This is a genomic window from Neptunicoccus cionae (assembly GCF_002860325.1).
GTDB lineage: Bacteria > Pseudomonadota > Alphaproteobacteria > Rhodobacterales > Rhodobacteraceae > Amylibacter > Amylibacter lutimaris.
Genome location: NZ_PKOJ01000010.1, coordinates 83,603 through 102,455 on the forward strand (window position 1 = coordinate 83,603; position 18,853 = coordinate 102,455).

The window sequence follows — 18,853 nt, forward strand, 5'->3', positions numbered from 1 at the left end:
CGCACCCCACCACAGGATGCGCCGAAAAGATGTTTTACTTTTGCAGTTCGGTCCAGATTCTTGTGTAAATCTTGGTGGCTTCAGGCGGGCAGACTTCGGCAATATAAGCCGCGCCTTTCAGGTCGGCCGGAATGTTTACTTCCGGTGCATCCGCCATATCCGCTGGCATGAACTCTTCAGAACCGCTGATCCCGTTTGCATAGCGTGCAAATTCGGAAATCAGGGCCGCATTCTCGGGCGCCATGATAAAGTTCATAAACGTTTTGGCGTTGTCAGGGTTCTGCGCATCGGCAAGAACGGCAACGTTATCCATCCAGACGGGAAAGCCTTCCTGTGGATAGCCGAACACGATGTCCTCGTTTTGCAGGCGGGCACGGAAGGACGCGCCGTTCCAGTTCACACCGGCAGACAGGTCGCCTTTTGCGTATTTTTCAATCGCGCCGTAATCAATCGACAGCCAATGCGGTTTCGCTGCCATCAGTGTATCACGAACTTTCTTGAGCACATCCTTATCAGCGGTGCATTGCTCGCCGCCAACGTATTTAATCGCCATGCCCATCACGTCATTCATTTCAGGAACAACGTTGATCTTGCCTTTCAGTTCTTCCGGCGGGTCAAGAACGATGGCCGAAGTGTTCGGATCGCCATCATAGACCGAGGTATTGACCGTAACGCCTACGGTACCCCATTGCCACGGCACGGTGTAATTCCGGCCCGGATCAAACGCTACATCAACCCACTGCGGGTCCATGTTCTTGAAGTTTTCCATTTCATTGGGCTTGGCTTCCATCAAAAGCCCTTCGTTAATCCAGATTGGCACATAGGTGCCTGACGGAACCACGATATCGAACCCGTGACCACCGGCCTTCACCTTGGCCAGCGCGGTGTCGTTACTGTCGTAATCCGTGACCGTCACCTTGATGCCGGTTTCTTCTTCGAACTTCTTGATCAGATCGGGGTTCGTATAGTTGCCCCAGTTGTATATATTCAGCTCGCCATCTGCAAAGGCAGGCGCGCCCAGCGCAGCCGCAATCCCGATGGCCGTTACCAACGTTTTCATGTCAGTTACTCCCTGTTCGTTTGTGTTCCGCCCTTGGAAAGTAGGTAGAACGCGATCACAAGAGCGACTGAGATCGCGAGCAAAGCTGTCGATATGGCGTTGACTTCCGGTGTAATTACGCGGCGCATTTGACCGAGCATATAGGTCGGCAGAGTATCCTGCCCCGCAGATTTCACAAATTCGGTAATCACCACATCGTCCAGCGATATGACAAAGGCCAGCATACTGCCCGCCAGAACACCTGGCCAAAGCTGTGGCAGCGTCACGCGGCGGAAGACCCGCCACGGTGTACCGTACAGGTCCGCCCCCGCCTGTTCGAGGTTCAGGTCCATACCCTGAAGCCGCGCGCGGATCGGCATATATGCAAAAGGGATACAAAAGGCAGAGTGGGCGATAATCAGGTACATCAGTCCGGTGTACCCCGTAGCCACTTTGATCATGGCAAAGAAGATCAGCAGCGCCACCGCTGTGACAATTTCGGGGATCATCAAGGGCTGGTTGATCAAAGCAAAGACAAAGGTATAGCCACGAAACCCTCTGGTCCGCGTTGTCGCCAGCGCCGCCATCACTGCTGCACTGGTGGCAATCAGAGAGGCGCTTGTCGCGATAATCAGGGACAGGATTGTTGCATCCTGTACCTTTTCATTCTGCCAGGCCTTCACGTACCATTGCCACGAAAACCCTTCCCAAATCGCTATGCTTTCACCCTTATTAAAGGAATAGACCACCAGCAGGATGATCGGCAGGTAGAGTACCAGAAAGCATAGCAGCGCAATAGGAACGAAACCGGTCTGGCGGCGGACATCAAACGCTCGGGATTTAGCCATGAGACATCTCCTCACGGCCAGCGGCCCGCACGTAAACAATCAGCGCAACCATCACGATAGCAAGCAGGGTGATCGACAGAGCCGCGCCAAGGGGCCAGTTCCGCCCCTGCCCGAATTGCAGTTCGATCAGGTTGCCCAGCATCAACTGTTTTCCCCCGCCCAGCACACGCGGCGTCACATAGGCACCAAGGGAGGGCACAAAGACAAGGATCGAACCAGCTATCACACCGGGCTTCACGATGGGAAAAATCACCCGCCGCAGCACCCGCCAGCGAGAAGCGTAAAGGTCATAAGCCGCCTCTACCAATGAAAAGTCGAACCGCTCCATCGCGGCATAGATTGGCAGCACCATCAGCGGCAGATAGACATAGAACATGCCCAAGGTGATCGCAAATTCGGTAAACAACATCTGGATCGGCTGGTCGATTATTCCCAGTCCGATCAACAAAGAATTTACCACCCCTTCGTTCCGGATGATCTCCATCACCGCAAAGGTGCGGATCAGCAGGTTGGTCCAGAAGGGGATCATGATCAGCAGCATCCAGATGTCGCGCTTGTCCTTGGGCCGTGTCGCAATGAAATAGGCAGTCGGGAAGCCCACAATAAAGGCGACCAGTGTCGTCATCAGCGACAGTTTCACAGAACGCCAGAAAATCGAAAGATGCGCATCCGAGAAGGAAAGCGTGTCATCAAAGAAGTCACGCTCCACCACCACATTGAACCATGCGTCGGTGGAGAACTTCCAGACGACCCCGCCATAATCACCCGGTGTCAGGAATGAATAAAGCACGACGATCAACAGCGGACCGGAGGCCGCAAACAAGAGGATCAAAAGCGCTGGCGAAAGCAATAACCAGCGGCGGCGGGTGGCTTGGGTGTCGGATGCCTGTGTCATCAGTCCCTCAGCACCTGACCGACTCCGGCCTCAAAGCTCACGCCAACTTTATCACCGACTTCGAAACCTTCGCCGGTGTTGGGCTGGTTTTGTTTGCGCACCACAAAGGCAGAGCCTCCGTCGAGCGTTATATGATAATGGGTATCGGTGCCAAAATAGACGATGTTTTCCAAAACACCGTCGAGCAAGCCGCTCTCTTTGGTCAGAACCGCGTGTTCTGGGCGCACTGCAAGCGTGACCGCACCGGATTGTCCGCCCCCCTGTACTGCCCGCGCCGCAACAGTTTTACCGGACGGAAGTGTCACGGTTGCGACCTCTCCGGCAACCGACTGAAGCGTTGCTTCCAGAAAATTTGTATCCCCGATAAAATCCGCCACGAAGCGTTCGGCGGGATGGTCATAAATGTCTTTCGGCCCGCCGATCTGTAATATCCGACCCGAGCTCATCACTGCGATCCGGTCAGACATCGTCAGGGCTTCTTCCTGATCGTGCGTGACAAATACAAAGGTGATGCCGGTTTCCGATTGCAGACGCTTCAGTTCGATCTGCATTTCCTTGCGGAGTTTGAAATCAAGCGCTGACAGGGGCTCGTCCAGCAGCAGGACTTTCGGTCTCGGGGCCAATGCCCGGGCCAGCGCCACACGCTGTTGCTGCCCACCGGAAATCTGGCTGGTCATCCGGTCGGCCATGGGGGCCATTTGCACCAGTTCCAGCATCTCGCCAACGACCTGTTTGATCTCTGCTTTGGGACGGTCCTGCATCTCCAGACCAAACCCTATATTCTGGGCCACAGTCATATGCGGGAACAGCGCGTAATTCTGGAATACCGTGTTTACCGGCCGCGCATAAGGCGGCAGCGGCAGCACATCCTGCCCTTCGATTGTTAACGATCCGCTGGTTGGGTCAACAAATCCCGCAATGGAGCGTAGCAAGGTGGTTTTACCGCAACCCGAGGGGCCAAGAAGCGTGAAAAATTCGTTCTGCCGTATCTCTACATTGATGTCGTCAAGGGCGGTGAAAGCATTGGCGCCTAACCCGAAGGTTTTCGACAGACCGGAGATTTCAATCATTGTGCCTCTGCTGAATTGCTGGAGCGGTATTCTTCCGGACGGCCACGATTTGGCGCCACCCATCGCCTACCTTAGCGTCAACAGTCTGTCCTGAGTCAACGAGTTTATTTTAATTTGCAGGCTGAAAATAAGGCAGTTTGCCTACATATCGAACACCGCCCCGACATAGATAAAAAGATTGAGTGACAATAACTTACAATCCGTTCACCGGAACCTTCAGCACCGGGTTCCCGTCGTCGTCCGTTGGCATGACCCCTGCGCGCATGTTCACTTGCAGGGACGGAATGATCAGCTTGGGCATCGCCAGTTGCGCATCCCGTTCGGTGCGGAATTTGATGAACTCCTCGCGGGTTTTTCCGCCGCCTACGTGGATGTTGTGGATCTTCTCCTCGCCCACGGTGGTTTCCCATTTGATGTCCCGCCCGTTGGGGCCGTAATCATGACAGATAAACAGGCGCATCTCGTCCGGCAGCGCCAGCACTTTCTGGATACTGTCGTACAACTGACCTGCATCGCCGCCAGGAAAATCCGCCCGTGCCGAGCCACCGTCCGGCATAAACAACGTGTCCCCCGTGAAGGTCGCATTGCCGATCACATGCACCATACAGGCAGGGGTGTGGCCGGGGGTGTAGATGGCAAAAGCCTGCATAGTGCCGATCTGGTAGGTATCCCCATCCCTGAACAACGCATCAAACTGCGACCCGTCCCGCTGGAATGCGGTGCCTTCGTTGAAGATCTTCCCGAAGGTTTCCTGCACCTCCATGATCTTCTCACCCACACCAACCTTACCGCCGAGCTTCTCTTGTATATAAGGCGCCGCGCTCAGGTGGTCGGCGTGGACGTGGGTTTCGATTATCCAGTCAAGCGTCAGCCCGCGGCTGGTGATTTCGGCAATCAGCGCATCGGCGTGGTCATAGGTGATCCGTCCTGCTGCGTAATCAATGTCCATAACACTGTCGATAATGGCACAATGCTCACTGGCCGGATCTTTGACGATGTAGCTAACCGTGTTGGACTCCGCATCAAAATGCGCCGAAACCTCTGGCTTGACATCCATGTTCACCGGATAGTTCATCTGCAATCCTCCGCAAGCTGGGTATTCCCTTGCAAGTGTTGCACAGGTGAAGCGGCTGCCGCAAATGCAAATCCGGTTTAGTCCAGCGCCGCCACAAGGATCGCCACAAAGGCCCCGCCCAGCACGAACCACGCCATCTGACGCCACCGCGAAACCGGACGGCGGGTTTCCGGCGGGGCGGCGGTCCGCAACAAGGCATTTTCCACCAGCTGCGGCAGTTGCGGCCCGAAGCGGGACAGGGTGCGCATGGTTCGGCCCAGATCGCGGACGATCGCCTTTGGCCCCAGATTGTCGGTGATGTAGGTTTCAACCACCGGCTTGGCCACTTCCCAGATATTAAGGGACGGATCGAGAGAGCGCCCGACCCCTTCCACAACAACCATCGTCCGTTGCAACAGGATCAGTTCGGTGCGGGTTTCCATGCCAAAGCGTTCGGTCACGTCGAACAAATGCCCCAGCAGCCGCGCCATGGAGATTTTGGTGGCATCCTGTCCGAAAATCGGCTCCCCTACGGCCCGCAGGGCAAGGGCAAACGCCTCTACATCCTGATGGGCGGGCACATAGCCCGCTTCGAAATGCACTTCGGCCACGCGGCGGTAATCCTTGCGGATGAAACCGATCAGGATCTCCGCATAAACGCGGCGGGTGTATTCGTCGATCTGCCCCATGATCCCGAAATCCAGCGCGACAAGATCGCCATCCGGCCCCACCTTCAGGTTGCCCTGATGCATGTCCGCATGAAAGAACCCGTCCCGCAGCGCGTGGCTGAGAAAGACCTGCACAATCCGTGCGCCCAGCGCAGGCAGGTTGTAACCAGCACTCCGCAGCGCCTCCACATTGCTAAGCCCGATGCCTTCCACCCATTCCAGTGTCATCACAGAACGGGCAGAGTGCTGCCAGACCACACGGGGCACGCGGAAGCCTTCATCGCCTTCGGTATTGGCATGGAACTGATCGGCGGCACTTGCCTCCATCCGCAGGTCCAGCTCTCCTTTGACGACGGATTCAAAGTGGTTGATCACCTCGGTCGGATGCAAACGGCGGCTGGAAGGGGACAGCAGTTCGATCATCTGCGCTGCAAAATGAAAAGCGTCGATGTCCTTACGGAAGGCCCGCTCGATTCCGGGACGCAGGATTTTCACCGCAACGTCCTGCCCTGTGTCTTGCAACCGCGCGTGGTGCACCTGTGCAATTGACGCGGCTGCAACCGGCTCGGAGAATTCCGAGAAAATCTGCTCGACGGGGGCGCCAAGTGCGTATTCAATCTCGGCACGGGCCTCTGCCATCGGGAAAGGCGCAATCTTGTCCTGCAAGACCTGCAATTCCCGCGCCATTTCCGCCCCGACCACATCGGGGCGTGTGGACATTAACTGGCCAAATTTGATGTAGGCGGGACCAAGCGCCGTAATCGCCCGCAGCATCGGAGGCTGGGCCGGATCCCCTTTCAGGCCAAGCCATTTGAACGGCCAGCCGAGCACCCGCGCGGCAAATCGGACAGGCGCGGGGGCATCCACCGCTTCAAGCGCCATCTTCATCGCGCCGGTGCGTTCAAACGTGGCTCCGGTGCGGATCAACCGCCAGATATTATGAGGTCCGCGCATGTCAGATTTTCCACCCGCTGTGCAGCGCGGCGATGCCCAAGGTCAGATTGCGGTACTTGGCATTTTCAAACCCCGCATCCTTCACCATCTGCAAGAAGGTGTCCTGATCGGGGAATTTGCGGATCGATTCCACCAGATACTGGTAACTGTCTGCATCATTGGCGATGATCTTGCCCATTGGCGGGATGACATTGAAAGAGTAGCGGTCATAGGCCCATTGCAGCGCGGGGTTCGGTATCTGCGAAAACTCCAGCACCATCAACCGCCCCCCCGGACGCAATACGCGGTAGGCTTCGTTGAGGGCTTCCTGCGGACGGGTAACATTCCGGATACCGAAAGAGATCGTGTAAACGTCAAAGGAGTTATCTGCGAAAGGCAGCGCCATCGCATCGCCGCAGACCCAATCCAGATGATCGGCCAGATCCTCCGCCTCGGCCCGCAGACGCCCTGCATCAAGCATGCCTTGGGTCATATCGAACACTGTTGCGTGAGCTTGCGGTGCGCGTTTCAAAAACCGGAAGGAAATATCCCCTGTTCCGCCCGCCACATCCAGCAACTTTTGCGGACCGCGCGGTGCCAGCCAGTCCATCATCGCATCCTTCCAGATCCGGTGGATGCCCATGGACATAGCGTCATTCATAATATCGTATTTTGACGCCACATTGGAAAACACCCCGTGTACCATGCCTGCCTTGGCGTCTTCATCTACGGTCTGAAACCCGAAATGGGTGGTCTTTTGCGATTCGGTCATGGTCTGGCCCTCGGGTCTTGTGTTCGGACTATATATAGGGTGATTGAAACAGAGGAAATGCGGCATGGTTGTTTGTCGCAGTTTATCCACCAGATACGGAGAGGCCGATGCCCGAACTTCCAGAGGTAGAAACAGTGCGGCGCGGGCTGGAGCCTGCAATGGTAGGCAAACGGATTGCCCTTGCCGATGTGCGCCGCCCCGATCTGCGCTGGCCCTTTCCTGAACGCATGGCCGACCGCCTGACGGGGGCGCGGATCGAACGCTTGCGCCGACGCAGCAAATATATTCTGGGGGATCTTGATACCGGCGAGACCCTTCTCATCCATCTTGGAATGTCAGGCCGGATGCTGATCGCGCAACCGAACGCAGACAACGGGCGCGATATGCTGGGGGAATTTCACCACCTGCACCCTGCCCCCGAAAAACACGATCATGTCGTCCTGGATATGGAAGACGGCACGCGGATCACCTTTAACGATGCCCGCAGGTTTGGCGCGATGGACCTGTTTGCCACCGAACTGGGCGAAGCGCATAAACTGCTCGCCGTGCTCGGGCCGGAGCCTTTGGGCAACAGCTTTGACGATGACTATTTCAAAGCGGCATTAAAAGGGAAGAACACACCGATCAAATCCGCCCTTCTCGACCAGCGCATCGTTTCGGGACTGGGTAATATCTATGTTTGTGAAGCGCTCTGGCGCACCGGCATTTCCCCCCTGCGCAAGGCTGGTGGTATCAGTGCCAATCGGGTCGCCTCTCTGGTGCCTGCGATTCGACAGGTTCTGGCCGAGGCCATCGAATCAGGCGGATCTTCCCTGAAGGATTACCGGCAGACGGACGGCGAACTGGGGTATTTCCAACACAGCTTTGCCGTCTACGGCCGCGAAGGCGAACCTTGCAGGAAACCCGATTGCGCAGGCAATATCAAACGGGTGGTACAATCGGGACGGTCGAGCTTCTTTTGTAACACCTGCCAGCGGTGATTTGGCCCCAGACTTGAAACCGGTGCTGGGCGTGATAAGGCTAAACGCTTGAGAAACAGCAAGTGAGTGCTCTAATGGGCTATGAAACCCTGATTGTAGACATCGACGACCACGTGGGTGTGATCACCCTGAACCGGCCGGATGCCCTGAACGCCTTGAACCAGCAATTGCTCAAAGAGCTGGCCGCGGCCTTGGGCGTGATGCAAGAGAACGAAAAAGTACGCTGCATCGTTCTGACCGGAAGCGAAAAGGCTTTCGCAGCCGGCGCGGACATTAAAGAAATGTCCGAACAATCTTTCGTCGATATGTTCTCGTCAGATTTTTTCACTGCAGAAACCGAAGCGATCCTGCGCTGCCGCAAGCCGATCATCGCAGCCGTATCGGGTTATGCCCTTGGCGGTGGTTGCGAACTGGCAATGATGTGCGACTTCATCATCTGCTCGGACACAGCGAAATTCGGCCAGCCCGAAATCAACCTTGGCGTTATTGCCGGAATCGGTGGCTCCCAGCGCCTGACCCGCTTTGTCGGCAAATCCAAATCCATGGAAATGCACTTGACCGGCCGCTTCATGGACGCAGAAGAAGCCGAACGCTCCGGTTTGGTCAGCCGAATCGTTCCGGCCAAAAAGCTGATGGAAGACGCAATGGCCACAGCGGCCAAGATTGCCGAGAAGTCCACTTTGGCCACAATGGCAGTGAAAGAAGCGGTCGACCGCTCTTATGAAACCACTCTGCGCGAGGGCATTTTGTTCGAACGCCGTTTATTTCATTCACTTTTTGCCACAGAAGACCAATCCGAAGGCATGTCTGCCTTCATGGAAAAACGCTCTGCAAAATTCCGGGGCAAGTAACACACAAACTTTCGCGCTTCAGACCGTTGACTTATTGGCAAACTGGTCCTAGAAGCGCGTTTCATCTTTCGACTCCGTAAGATCAGGATATTTATAATGGCTAACTCGCCACAAGCGAAAAAACGCGCGCGCCAAATCGAACGCCGCACCGAAGTAAACAAAGCCCGCCGCTCGCGGATCCGCACTTTTCTGCGTAAAGTAGAAGAAGCGATCACAGGTGGTGACCAGGCTGCTGCCGCTGCTGCTCTGAAGGCTGTACAGCCAGAAGTCATGCGCGGTGTCTCCAAGGGTGTTCTGCACAAGAACACAGCCAGCCGTAAAATTTCTCGCCTGTCCGCACGCGTGAAAGCAATGGCCGCCTAAAACAGGCTGCCATCGGCGTACACAAAAGATGCAGGGCTTATGGGCCCTGTTTTTTTGTGCCCGAATGACAGCAATCGCCCTGTTGCGATCGCCTTGTGTATTTCGGACACACCTTCAACTCTTCCTGCTTATTCGCGGATGTTCCGCTTTTAGTCCCGTTGTCGGAATCGGCAGCGTTTACTAGATTGGCCGGACCGTTCCGGATTTTGCTCCCGGAGCATTTCTGAGATGGGAAAGCTTGTAAAACACCACCGAACCGTGGTGAAATTTTCCGTGCGCGATCAGAATTTATCCAATACTTCCAAGATGTTACATAAGTGCAGATTCGGATAGCAATTTGCGAGTCAACAGAGAAGAGTCGTTGTCCGCCGCGCCTTGCAGTTGCTATCAACGACGGGTGATTCATCGCAAAGCGAAGAATCGAAGAACAGAATAGTCTTTGAATCGGGGCAGACACATCATGACAAACAAGGTTTCAGAAGTTGAACCTCAGCTGGCTTGGGAAATGCTGCGCGATCACGAAGATACAGTATTGGTGGACGTGCGCACACAGGCTGAATGGTCTTTTGTGGGGCTCCCCGATCTTTCTGAGCTGGGCAAACAACCGCTGCTGATTCAATGGATGACCTTGCCCGCTATGCAACCGAACCCGGACTTTCTGGACGGGCTCGTAAACCAGCTGGACGGTGCTGCGCCGTCCCGGATCTTCTTTCTGTGCCGATCAGGTGCCCGTTCTATGGCTGCTGCATCACTCACCGCCGAAGCCTTTGCTGCGCAAGGCAAGACAGTGGAATGTGTGAATATTGCCGAAGGGTTTGAAGGAGATCTGAACGAGAACCGACACCGCGGGGATCTGAACGGCTGGAAGGCAAGAGGATTGGCCTGGCGGCAATCTTAAAGACGAATTTGGGGAAAGAATGAAGACTGATGTTTGGGGCTCAGTACAGGACCGGCTGCGCGATGATTTAGGAGCAGATGCTTATAAGAACTGGATAGAACCGCTGGTTTTTGAAGGATTCGAGGCAAATGTTGCACGTTTCAAAGCGCCCACCGGATTCCTGGGCAATTGGGTATCACGGAACTATTCCGACAAAATACAAATGCTCTTCTCCGAGCATGGCGCCGATGTAGCACGCGTGGAATTTGCAACAGGTGTTGCAAAGAAAGCCGCAACCGCGGGGACGGCGAATCCGGCTCCCGCCAACGCCGGCAAGCCTGCAGTACCTGCTGCCCAATCTCAGGCGACCGGTTCTCCCGAACTGCCCGGCGCCCCACTGGACGCACGCTTTACCTTCGATGCTTTTGTCGTAGGCAAACCGAACGAGCTGGCCCACGCTGCGGCCCGTCGCGTGGCCGAAGGCGGCCCCGTTACGTTCAATCCACTGTTCCTTTATGGTGGGGTTGGCCTTGGTAAAACCCACCTGATGCACGCCATCGCCTGGGAAGCCCGCCGCCGCGATCCCAACGCGCGTGTGCTTTATCTTTCGGCAGAGCAGTTCATGTACCGTTTTGTGCAGGCCCTGCGTTTCAAGGACACGATGAGCTTCAAGGAACTGTTCCGCTCTGTAGACATTCTGATGGTCGATGACGTGCAGTTCATCGCCGGAAAGGACAGCACACAGGACGAGTTCTTCCACACATTCAACGCCCTGGTTGATCAGAACAAACAGATCGTGATTTCAGCAGACCGTGCCCCCGGTGAAATCGACGGGCTGGAAGAACGCATCAAATCCCGTCTTCAGTGGGGTTTGGTCGTAGACCTGCACCCGACAGATTACGAATTGCGGCTGGGCATCCTGCAAACCAAAGCGGAATCCCAGGCCCAGCACTACCCTGAAGTCAGCATCGCCCCCGGCGTTCTGGAGTTTCTGGCACACCGGATTTCTACCAACGTGCGCGTACTCGAAGGGGCACTGACACGTCTTTATGCCTTCGCCTCGCTGGTCGGTCGTGAGGTGACGCTTGATGTGGCGCAGGAATGTCTTGCCGATATTCTGCGTGCCACCGATCGTAAAGTTACGATTGATGAAATCATCCGCAAGGTTGCAGACCACTATAATATCCGCATGACTGATATCCTTAGCGCGAAACGTGCGCGGGCCGTGGCCCGTCCCCGTCAGGTAGGTATGTTTCTTGCCAAAACACTGACCTCCAAGTCGCTACCGGAAATCGGGCGCCGCTTTGGCGGACGTGACCATACTACGGTTATTCACGCGGTGAAAAAAATCGAAGAACTGCGCGCGATCGACAGCCAGATTGCTGAAGATGTAGAAATGCTGCGCCGTATGCTTGAAGCCTGAGACCAAGCACCCTTACCGGATTATTTCGACGGGCGGCTTTCGGGCGGCCCGTTTTCCGTTTCAAAGGATCGAAATCAGCCGTCGGTGCGGATCACTTCTGCCACACGGGCTGCAATAGCGGCGCTGCCTTTGCGGGAGGGGTGGATCATGTCAGCAGCATGGAAACTGCGGTCACCAAAAGGAACCATATCTTTCAAAGACACCATATGAACCCCGTCGTCAAAGGCTGCAAAGCGGGCGATCCGGCGTTCCAGTTCATCGCCCTCGTCCCGGCAGTGTTCAATCGGAGAACCAAGGCCCGGACTGCGCAGATAACCGACATAGACAACCTTGGCGCCCGTCTTGCGTATCTCTTGAATCAGTGACGGAATCTCTCCGCCCTTCCCGTCTTTACGACTCAGTCGGTCCAGCTTGTTTTTGCAAACGATGCAGCCGCAACCGAGCCACAGGTCATTCCCGCCCCCGTTCAGTACGACCCAATCCCAGTCTCCGACACGAAACTGTTTGGCGATATTCAAACCGGCGCTGCCCGAAATCGGAAGGTGATAAATGATCCGCGCCCCCATCACAGAACGGTCGATCACCGGCCTGCCAAGCGCCCGTTCCAACACATCCGAAACGGCATTGCCGCTCATCCCGTGGGACGCCAGCAGAGAATCACCCATCGTCAGAATCCGCGCCGAGGAATCCCGCGATACGGATTCGGTACATCCCGACAGAAACAGGAAAAAAATGGCGAAAAAGGTGGCAGAAAATTTCATTGCGTTGTCATCTCCGTTGGCTTTCAAAGCAATCTCCACGCCAAAGCGTTCCGGAAGAATTTAACGGATAACCTGTGCAGATTTTGTGACGCTGAAAAGGAAATAGCAAAGCCAGCAAGGGCAAAAAGCAAGGGACTGGGGCAGCCCTTGGGCAACTCTGTGGCATCCCCGTAAGATTGCAGGGTTTTTTGCCGTTCCGATTCGCCTTCTGCTTGACCCTTTGCGCTATCCCGTGCTTTGTGAAACAGAGCTTGAAATCGAAGCCATTTGGCGTAGAGTTTGCGACCCACGCAATCTGAGGAGCGGGACATGAAGGTCAGTATTGAACGCAGCGCTTTGCTAAAAGCGATGTCACAGGCGCAATCCGTAGTGGAGCGTCGCAATACGATCCCTATTCTGGCCAATGTGCTGATCGAAGCCGAAGGCAATACTGCCAGCTTCCGCGCCACGGATCTGGATATAGAGGTCGTGGACAAGACACCTGCGATGGTGGAACGGTCGGGTTCGACCACTGTGGGCGCCCACACACTGCACGAAATCGTACGCAAACTGCCTGACGGCGCGATGGTCGATCTGCTGGACGACGGCGCATCCGGCCGCCTTGAGGTCAGCGCGGGCCGCTCCAACTTCTCTCTTGCGACGCTGCCCAAAGAAGATTTTCCGGTCATGGCCACCTCGGACTATGACTGCAACTTCACAGCGAATGCTGCTGTGTTGCGGCGCCTGTTCGACAAATCGAAATTTGCCATCTCGACAGAAGAAACCCGCTATTATCTCAACGGTGTATATATGCACGCGTCAGATCGTGACGGCGAGAAAGTCTTGCGCTGCGTTGCAACGGACGGTCACCGACTGGCCCGGATCGATGCACCCCTGCCGGAAAACGCGGAAGGCCTGCCCGGTGTGATTGTTCCGCGCAAAACCGTGGGCGAACTGCGCAAGCTGCTGGAAGATGACGACGCGGATATCGCTGTGTCGGTCTCCGAGACCAAAGTACGCTTCGCCACACCGGAAATTACCCTGACCTCCAAAGTGATCGACGGGTCCTTCCCTGATTACACACGGGTGATTCCCCAAGGCAACACGCGCCGTCTGGAGGTGGATGCGGCAGAGTTTGCAAAGGCGGTGGATCGTGTTTCCACTGTATCAAGCGAACGTTCCCGCGCCGTGAAACTGGCACTGGACGAAGACCGTCTGATCCTGTCTGTCAACGCACCGGACAGCGGAGCCGCCGAAGAAGAACTGGCCGTGGCCTATGGCGACGAACGGCTGGAAATCGGCTTTAACGCCAAATACCTGCTGGAAATCGCCGGACAGGTGGACCGCGAGAATGCCGTGTTCATGTTCAACTCGTCCGGCGACCCGACTTTGATGCGGGAAGGCAACGATGAAACCGCGGTCTATGTCGTGATGCCGATGCGGGTGTAAGTTGCCCGCAGCCCCGACACTCGCGCTGCAAAGCCTGACGCTTTCCCATTTCCGATCCCACAAGATGACCCGTCTGGAAACAGACGGGCGGCCGATTGCGATTTACGGGGCAAACGGGGCGGGTAAGACCAACATACTTGAAGCGATCTCTCTGCTTTCGCCGGGGCGTGGGCTGCGCGCTGCCAAGGTAGACGAACTGGCCCGCGCGCCGGAATCGGTGGGCTGGAAAATCTCGGGCGTGCTTCAAAGCCTCAACCAGATACACGAAATCGAAACCACTTTCGCGGGCAGCGGATCGCGGGTGGTGCGGATTGACGACAAGACCACATCGCAGGCCGCCTTGGGGCGTGTCGGACGGGTCGTCTGGCTGGTGCCGGTGATGGACAGGCTTTGGGTGGAAGGAGCCGAAGGGCGCCGACGGTTTCTCGACCGGCTCGCTCTCAGCTTTCATCCGGGCCATGCCGATGCAAGCCTGACCTATGACAAAGCAATGCGCGAACGCAACCGGATGCTGAAAGATCAGGTGCGCGATCCTGCTTGGTACAGCGCTGTCGAATCCCAGATGGCCCGCGCCGGTGCGCAAATCCACGCCAACCGCACAGAAGCCCTGACGTTGTTACAAGCCGCCCAAGACAAGGCAGACACAGCTTTTCCTGCGGCGCACTGTACCCTGATCCACGCTGACGGCATCGCCCTGCCCGAAACCGACGAAGAACTGGCCGCGGCCTTTGCGGGCAACCGCAACCGTGATCTGATGGCCGGACGCACCCTGATCGGCCCCCACCGCGCCGATCTGGAAGCGGTCTATGTGGCCAAAGGCATCGCCGCGCGCAACTGTTCCACCGGAGAGCAGAAAGCCCTGCTGATTTCGCTTATTCTGGCAAACAGCCGTGCGCTGGCGCAGGAATTCGGGGCGCCGCCGATCCTGCTGCTGGATGAAGTCGCCGCCCATCTTGACGCCAGCCGCCGCGCCGCGCTCTTTGACGAGATCTGCGCCCTTGGTGCTCAGGCCTGGATGACAGGAACAGGGCCGGAGTTATTCACCGATTTCGGCACCCGCGCGATGCGACTTGCAGTGCGCGAGGAAAACGGGCTTTCTGTGGTAGAAACACATTAGTGAAATATTGAGACTCCGTTGGAATCCTTAGCGCCCCGACTATCCGCAAGAAAGGCAGCCCGATGACACCACAACGCGTCACAATGATAACCTTGTCGGTTCAGAACATCTCGGCATCCCGCGATTTCTATCTGAAGCTGGGGTGGCAGGAAGCTGAAGGCGGCAATGAAAATATAGCCTTCTTCAAATTGCGCGGATTGCTCCTGTCGCTTTACAGCCGGGATGCTCTGACCAGCGATATTGGCATGCCGATTGCCCCGCGCACGACAGGGTCAATCACTCTGGCAACCAACTATGACAGCCCCGCCGCCGTGGATGCCGCCTTTGACGCTGCTATGGAAGCGGGCGCCATTGAAGTCGGCAAACCGGCGGGAACAGACTGGGGCGGTTATTCCGGCATGTTTGCCGATCCGGACGGCCACCTTTGGGAATATGCCCACAACCCCTTCTGGACCTTTGATGCAGACGGCTATTTGACAGGCGACGCGTGAGTATTTCCCCGATTGACCTGCTTTTATATGCAGGCGCTATTTTCCTTTTGTTCCTGACCCCCGGCCCTGTTTGGGTGGCGCTGATTGCACGCGCGGTCAGTGGCGGCTTTCACAGCGCCTGGCCGCTTGCGCTCGGCGTGGTCGTGGGCGATGTGCTCTGGCCGCTGGTCGCGGTTTTCGGGGTCAGTTATCTGGTCTCGGTCTATGCGGATTTCATGATCGTGCTGAAATACATCGGCGCAGCGATGTTCCTGATCATGGGCGTCAGTCTGCTGCGCAAACCGATGCAAACGCTGGAAGAAGGCAATTCCCGCCTGACCCGCCCCGGCATGTGGGCGGGGTTCATAGCAGGTGTACTGGTGATCCTGTCAAACCCCAAGGCGATCCTGTTTTACATGGGTGTCCTGCCCGGCTTCTTCGACTTCCGCACGATCACTGTGCTCGACATAGCTGCAATCTGCATGATCTCTCTCATCGTTCCGCTTTTGGGTAATCTGATGCTCGCCCTGATGGTGGACAGGATGCGTCGTTTTCTGTCATCTCCCAAAGCTGTGCGGCGGCTCAATCAGGTCTCCGGCGCTGCATTGATCGGGGTCGGGGTGCTGATCGCCTTGACTTGAAACGGCTATACGGGATGACAGGTTTGTAGTGGATATTTTAAGAAAATGGAGCCTGCTCCGCTGTCATTTCAGACCCTGCCGGACCAAGCGCGCTACGGGCGGTATTCCACCACAAAATATTGTGTCTTGGACGTGACATTCTCTCTGCAAAACGCTATAAATTGGGAAAAATCCCAGAAGGCGTATCCATGTCAGAAGAGCAAATTTCACCGGAAGAGTACGGTGCCGATTCTATTAAGGTTCTCAAAGGCTTGGAGGCTGTTCGCAAACGGCCCGGCATGTATATCGGTGACACCGACGACGGTTCGGGTTTGCACCATATGGTCTATGAGGTCGTGGACAACGGCATTGACGAGGCGCTTGCCAAACATGCGGACTTTGTTTCGGTGACAATTCACGCCGATGAAAGCGTTTCCGTGCGGGACAACGGTCGCGGCATTCCGGTTGGCATTCACGAGGAAGAAGGCGTCTCTGCGGCCGAAGTGATCATGACCCAGCTGCACGCTGGTGGTAAATTCGACAGCAATTCATACAAGGTGTCAGGCGGTCTGCATGGGGTTGGTGTTTCGGTTGTGAACGCGCTGTCGGACTGGCTGGAACTGCGCATCTGGCGGGACGGGAAAGAACACACTGCACGCTTTGAACACGGCGACACAGCACGCTCTTTGGCGGTGGTCGGGGATGCCAACGGCGAGACCGGTACCGAAGTGCGCTTCATGGCCTCTACCGATACATTTTCCAACCGCGATTACAGCTTCAAGACCCTTGAAAACCGTCTGCGCGAACTGGCATTTCTGAACTCCGGTGTGAAAATCATCCTGCGGGACGAACGCCCGTCAGAGCATCTGGAAAGCGTTCTGCAATATGAAGGCGGCGTTAAGGAGTTCGTGAAATTCCTCGACCGCTCGAAAACCGGTCTGCTGTCCGAACCGATCTATGTGGTGGGTGAAAAAGACGATATCGGCGTTGAAGTCGCCATGTGGTGGAATGACAGTTACAACGAAATGGTGCTGCCCTTCACCAACAACATCCCCCAGCGGGATGGCGGCACCCATATGGCGGGTTTCCGCGGCGCGCTGACCCGCACCATTAACAATTACGCCCAGTCCAGCGGCATCGCCAAAAAAGAGAAGATTTCCTTCTCCGGTGACGATGCCCGCGAAGGTCTGACCTGCGTTTTGTCGGTGAAGGTGCCGGACCCGAAATTCTCCAGCCAGACCAAGGATAAACTGGTCAGTTCCGAAGTCCGCCCCGCGGTTGAGGGTCTGATGAACGAAAAACTGGCCGAATGGTTTGAAGAAAACCCCGTTGAGGCCAAAAACATCGTCTCCAAGATCGTAGAGGCCGCACTGGCCCGCGAAGCCGCCCGCAAGGCCCGCGAGTTGACACGGCGCAAGACAGCCTTTGGCGGCACCGGACTGCCCGGCAAGCTGGCTGACTGTCAGGAACGGGATCCGTCCAAATCCGAAGTCTTCATCGTGGAGGGGGATTCCGCGGGTGGTTCTGCCAAACAGGGGCGCTCCCGCGAAAATCAGGCGGTTCTGCCGCTGCGGGGTAAAATCCTTAACATCGAGCGGGCACGCTTTGACAAAATGTTGTCGTCCGAGCAGATTACCAACCTGATCACCGCCCTTGGCACCGGGATCGGCCGCGACGAATTCAACATCGAAAAGCTGCGCTATCACAAGGTCATCATCATGACCGATGCGGACGTGGACGGTGCACACATCCGCACACTGCTGCTGACCTTCTTCTTCCGGCAGATGCCCGAACTGATTGAAGGCGGCTACCTCTATATCGCCCAGCCGCCCCTTTACAAAGTGGCACGGGGCCGGTCCGAAGTTTATCTGAAGGACCAGCAGTCCCTTGAAGATTACCTTGTAAGCCAAGGGGTTGAGGGAAGCACGCTGCGGCTGGCGGACGGTACTGTCATCACCGGCGCCGATCTTGCCCGTGTCGTTGAGGAAGCCCGCAAGGTTAAATTCCTGCTGAACGCCTTCCCGACCCATTACAACCGCCACGTGCTGGAACAGGCCGCCATTGCCGGTGGTCTGGTGCCGGGCCGCGTAGATGAAAACGCGCAAGGTGTGGCCGATGCAGTGGCGGCACGGCTGAACAAGGTTTCGCTGGAATACGAACAGGGCTGGACCGGCCGGATCACACAGGACCACGGACTGCGCTTTGCCCGTATCCTGCGCGGTGTTGAAGAAAGCCACACGCTGGACGGCAAATGCCTGCGCAGCAGCGAGTCGCGCAAACTCGGCGGTCTGACAGAGAGCCTGCAAGAGGTTTATGGTTCTATCGCGACCTTCACCCGCAAGGACAAATCCCAACCTGTCTTCGGGGCAACCGACCTGTTGTCTCTGGTCATGGAAGAAGGCGAAAAGGGCCTGTCTCTGCAACGGTATAAGGGTCTGGGCGAGATGAACCCCGACCAGCTCTGGGAGACGACACTCGACCCTGAAGCCCGCACCCTGCTGCAGGTCCGCGTTGAAGATATCGCGGATGCGGATGATCTGTTCACGAAGCTGATGGGTGACGTAGTAGAACCCCGCCGCGACTTTATTCAGCAGAATGCCCTGAGTGTGGAAAATCTGGATTTCTGATCTGGTGTAAGGAAGCACATAAAATTGCGTGGCGCGCATAAGTTTGCGCGTCGCGGA

At 56.4% G+C, this 18,853-nt stretch carries 18 protein-coding genes; 10 read left to right on the forward strand and 8 right to left on the reverse strand.

The window, feature by feature from the left end; translation table 11 throughout:
• Positions 1-34: 34 nt before the first annotated feature.
• The 7 genes from C0U40_RS18845 to ubiE form a co-directional block, all read right to left on the reverse strand.
• Positions 35-1,060 (reverse strand): ABC transporter substrate-binding protein, encoded by a 1,026-nt coding sequence (locus C0U40_RS18845; RefSeq protein WP_101657344.1) that lies wholly within the window; start codon positions 1,058-1,060, stop codon positions 35-37.
• Positions 1,061-1,065: 5 nt separating this feature from the next.
• Complete coding sequence (locus C0U40_RS18850; protein WP_101657345.1) at positions 1,066-1,887, reverse strand: ABC transporter permease; 822 nt, start codon at positions 1,885-1,887, stop codon at positions 1,066-1,068.
• Complete coding sequence (locus C0U40_RS18855; RefSeq protein ID WP_101657346.1) at positions 1,880-2,782, reverse strand: ABC transporter permease; 903 nt, start codon at positions 2,780-2,782, stop codon at positions 1,880-1,882. The genes C0U40_RS18850 and C0U40_RS18855 overlap by 8 nt, the downstream gene beginning before the upstream one ends.
• Positions 2,782-3,852, reverse strand: a complete 1,071-nt coding sequence (locus C0U40_RS18860) for an ABC transporter ATP-binding protein (protein ID WP_101657347.1) — start codon at positions 3,850-3,852, stop codon at positions 2,782-2,784. The genes C0U40_RS18855 and C0U40_RS18860 overlap by 1 nt, the downstream gene beginning before the upstream one ends.
• Before the next feature lie 193 nt (positions 3,853-4,045).
• Positions 4,046-4,927, reverse strand: coding sequence for an MBL fold metallo-hydrolase (locus C0U40_RS18865; protein ID WP_101657348.1), 882 nt, complete (start codon positions 4,925-4,927; stop codon positions 4,046-4,048).
• A 77-nt stretch (positions 4,928-5,004) separates the two neighbouring features.
• Entirely contained in the window at positions 5,005-6,528 is a 1,524-nt protein-coding gene (gene ubiB, locus C0U40_RS18870) for a 2-polyprenylphenol 6-hydroxylase (RefSeq protein WP_101657349.1), read from the reverse strand.
• A gap of 1 nt (position 6,529) precedes the next feature.
• Positions 6,530-7,279, reverse strand: a complete 750-nt coding sequence (ubiE, locus tag C0U40_RS18875; RefSeq protein ID WP_101657350.1) for a bifunctional demethylmenaquinone methyltransferase/2-methoxy-6-polyprenyl-1,4-benzoquinol methylase UbiE — start codon at positions 7,277-7,279, stop codon at positions 6,530-6,532.
• 107 nt (positions 7,280-7,386) lie between these two features.
• On the opposite strand from ubiE, the gene mutM reads away from it, so the two are divergent.
• The 5 genes from mutM (at position 7,387) to dnaA (ending at position 11,773) form a co-directional block, all read left to right on the forward strand.
• A complete protein-coding gene (gene mutM, locus C0U40_RS18880) occupies positions 7,387-8,259 on the forward strand; it encodes a bifunctional DNA-formamidopyrimidine glycosylase/DNA-(apurinic or apyrimidinic site) lyase (RefSeq protein ID WP_101657351.1) in 873 nt (290 codons plus the stop codon).
• Positions 8,260-8,333: 74 nt separating this feature from the next.
• Positions 8,334-9,110 carry an enoyl-CoA hydratase gene (locus C0U40_RS18885; RefSeq protein ID WP_101657352.1) on the forward strand — a complete coding sequence of 259 codons (777 nt, stop codon included), beginning with the start codon at positions 8,334-8,336 and terminating at the stop codon, positions 9,108-9,110.
• A gap of 96 nt (positions 9,111-9,206) precedes the next feature.
• Positions 9,207-9,473 carry a 30S ribosomal protein S20 gene (rpsT, locus tag C0U40_RS18890; protein ID WP_101657353.1) on the forward strand — a complete coding sequence of 89 codons (267 nt, stop codon included), beginning with the start codon at positions 9,207-9,209 and terminating at the stop codon, positions 9,471-9,473.
• 460 nt (positions 9,474-9,933) lie between these two features.
• Entirely contained in the window at positions 9,934-10,371 is a 438-nt protein-coding gene (locus tag C0U40_RS18895) for a rhodanese-like domain-containing protein (RefSeq protein ID WP_101657354.1), read from the forward strand.
• Between the two features lie 19 nt (positions 10,372-10,390).
• Entirely contained in the window at positions 10,391-11,773 is a 1,383-nt protein-coding gene (gene dnaA, locus C0U40_RS18900) for a chromosomal replication initiator protein DnaA (protein WP_101657355.1), read from the forward strand.
• Positions 11,774-11,847: 74 nt separating this feature from the next.
• Here the strand turns inward: dnaA and C0U40_RS18905 are convergent, their stop codons facing one another.
• Positions 11,848-12,534, reverse strand: coding sequence for an SGNH/GDSL hydrolase family protein (locus C0U40_RS18905; RefSeq protein WP_286135117.1), 687 nt, complete (start codon positions 12,532-12,534; stop codon positions 11,848-11,850).
• Positions 12,535-12,843: 309 nt separating this feature from the next.
• On the opposite strand from C0U40_RS18905, the gene dnaN reads away from it, so the two are divergent.
• The 5 genes from dnaN (at position 12,844) to gyrB (ending at position 18,796) form a co-directional block, all read left to right on the forward strand.
• The gene (gene dnaN / locus C0U40_RS18910) at positions 12,844-13,962 is read left to right on the forward strand and encodes a DNA polymerase III subunit beta (protein WP_101657356.1); all 1,119 of its coding nucleotides are present in this window, start codon (positions 12,844-12,846) and stop codon (positions 13,960-13,962) included.
• Position 13,963: 1 nt separating this feature from the next.
• Positions 13,964-15,079 carry a DNA replication/repair protein RecF gene (gene recF, locus C0U40_RS18915; protein ID WP_101657357.1) on the forward strand — a complete coding sequence of 372 codons (1,116 nt, stop codon included), beginning with the start codon at positions 13,964-13,966 and terminating at the stop codon, positions 15,077-15,079.
• Positions 15,080-15,141: 62 nt separating this feature from the next.
• Positions 15,142-15,570 carry a VOC family protein gene (locus C0U40_RS18920; RefSeq protein ID WP_101657358.1) on the forward strand — a complete coding sequence of 143 codons (429 nt, stop codon included), beginning with the start codon at positions 15,142-15,144 and terminating at the stop codon, positions 15,568-15,570.
• Entirely contained in the window at positions 15,567-16,190 is a 624-nt protein-coding gene (locus tag C0U40_RS18925; protein ID WP_101657359.1) for a LysE family translocator, read from the forward strand. Before C0U40_RS18920 ends, C0U40_RS18925 begins: the two co-directional genes overlap by 4 nt.
• A 188-nt stretch (positions 16,191-16,378) precedes the next feature.
• Positions 16,379-18,796: a DNA topoisomerase (ATP-hydrolyzing) subunit B gene (gene gyrB / locus C0U40_RS18930; RefSeq protein ID WP_101657360.1), complete on the forward strand. Its 2,418-nt coding sequence runs from the start codon at positions 16,379-16,381 to the stop codon at positions 18,794-18,796.
• The last annotated feature ends 57 nt before the right edge of the window (positions 18,797-18,853 follow it).

What these genes read in the sequence shown, in the direction of transcription:
- rpsT (WP_101657353.1), top strand. Translation starts at nt 9,207, where the DNA reads ATGGCTAACTCGCCACAAGCGAAAAAACGCGCGCGCCAAATCGAACGC.
- dnaA (WP_101657355.1), top strand. Translation starts at nt 10,391, where the DNA reads ATGAAGACTGATGTTTGGGGCTCAGTACAGGACCGGCTGCGCGATGAT.
- C0U40_RS18850 (WP_101657345.1), bottom strand. Translation starts at nt 1,887, where the DNA reads ATGGCTAAATCCCGAGCGTTTGATGTCCGCCGCCAGACCGGTTTCGTT.
- dnaN (WP_101657356.1), top strand. Translation starts at nt 12,844, where the DNA reads ATGAAGGTCAGTATTGAACGCAGCGCTTTGCTAAAAGCGATGTCACAG.
- mutM (WP_101657351.1), top strand. Translation starts at nt 7,387, where the DNA reads ATGCCCGAACTTCCAGAGGTAGAAACAGTGCGGCGCGGGCTGGAGCCT.
- C0U40_RS18860 (WP_101657347.1), bottom strand. Translation starts at nt 3,852, where the DNA reads ATGATTGAAATCTCCGGTCTGTCGAAAACCTTCGGGTTAGGCGCCAAT.
- C0U40_RS18895 (WP_101657354.1), top strand. Translation starts at nt 9,934, where the DNA reads ATGACAAACAAGGTTTCAGAAGTTGAACCTCAGCTGGCTTGGGAAATG.
- ubiE (WP_101657350.1), bottom strand. Translation starts at nt 7,279, where the DNA reads ATGACCGAATCGCAAAAGACCACCCATTTCGGGTTTCAGACCGTAGAT.
- C0U40_RS18920 (WP_101657358.1), top strand. Translation starts at nt 15,142, where the DNA reads ATGACACCACAACGCGTCACAATGATAACCTTGTCGGTTCAGAACATC.
- C0U40_RS18855 (WP_101657346.1), bottom strand. Translation starts at nt 2,782, where the DNA reads ATGACACAGGCATCCGACACCCAAGCCACCCGCCGCCGCTGGTTATTG.
- C0U40_RS18865 (WP_101657348.1), bottom strand. Translation starts at nt 4,927, where the DNA reads ATGAACTATCCGGTGAACATGGATGTCAAGCCAGAGGTTTCGGCGCAT.
- C0U40_RS18845 (WP_101657344.1), bottom strand. Translation starts at nt 1,060, where the DNA reads ATGAAAACGTTGGTAACGGCCATCGGGATTGCGGCTGCGCTGGGCGCG.
- C0U40_RS18905 (WP_286135117.1), bottom strand. Translation starts at nt 12,534, where the DNA reads ATGAAATTTTCTGCCACCTTTTTCGCCATTTTTTTCCTGTTTCTGTCG.
- gyrB (WP_101657360.1), top strand. Translation starts at nt 16,379, where the DNA reads ATGTCAGAAGAGCAAATTTCACCGGAAGAGTACGGTGCCGATTCTATT.
- C0U40_RS18885 (WP_101657352.1), top strand. Translation starts at nt 8,334, where the DNA reads ATGGGCTATGAAACCCTGATTGTAGACATCGACGACCACGTGGGTGTG.
- ubiB (WP_101657349.1), bottom strand. Translation starts at nt 6,528, where the DNA reads ATGCGCGGACCTCATAATATCTGGCGGTTGATCCGCACCGGAGCCACG.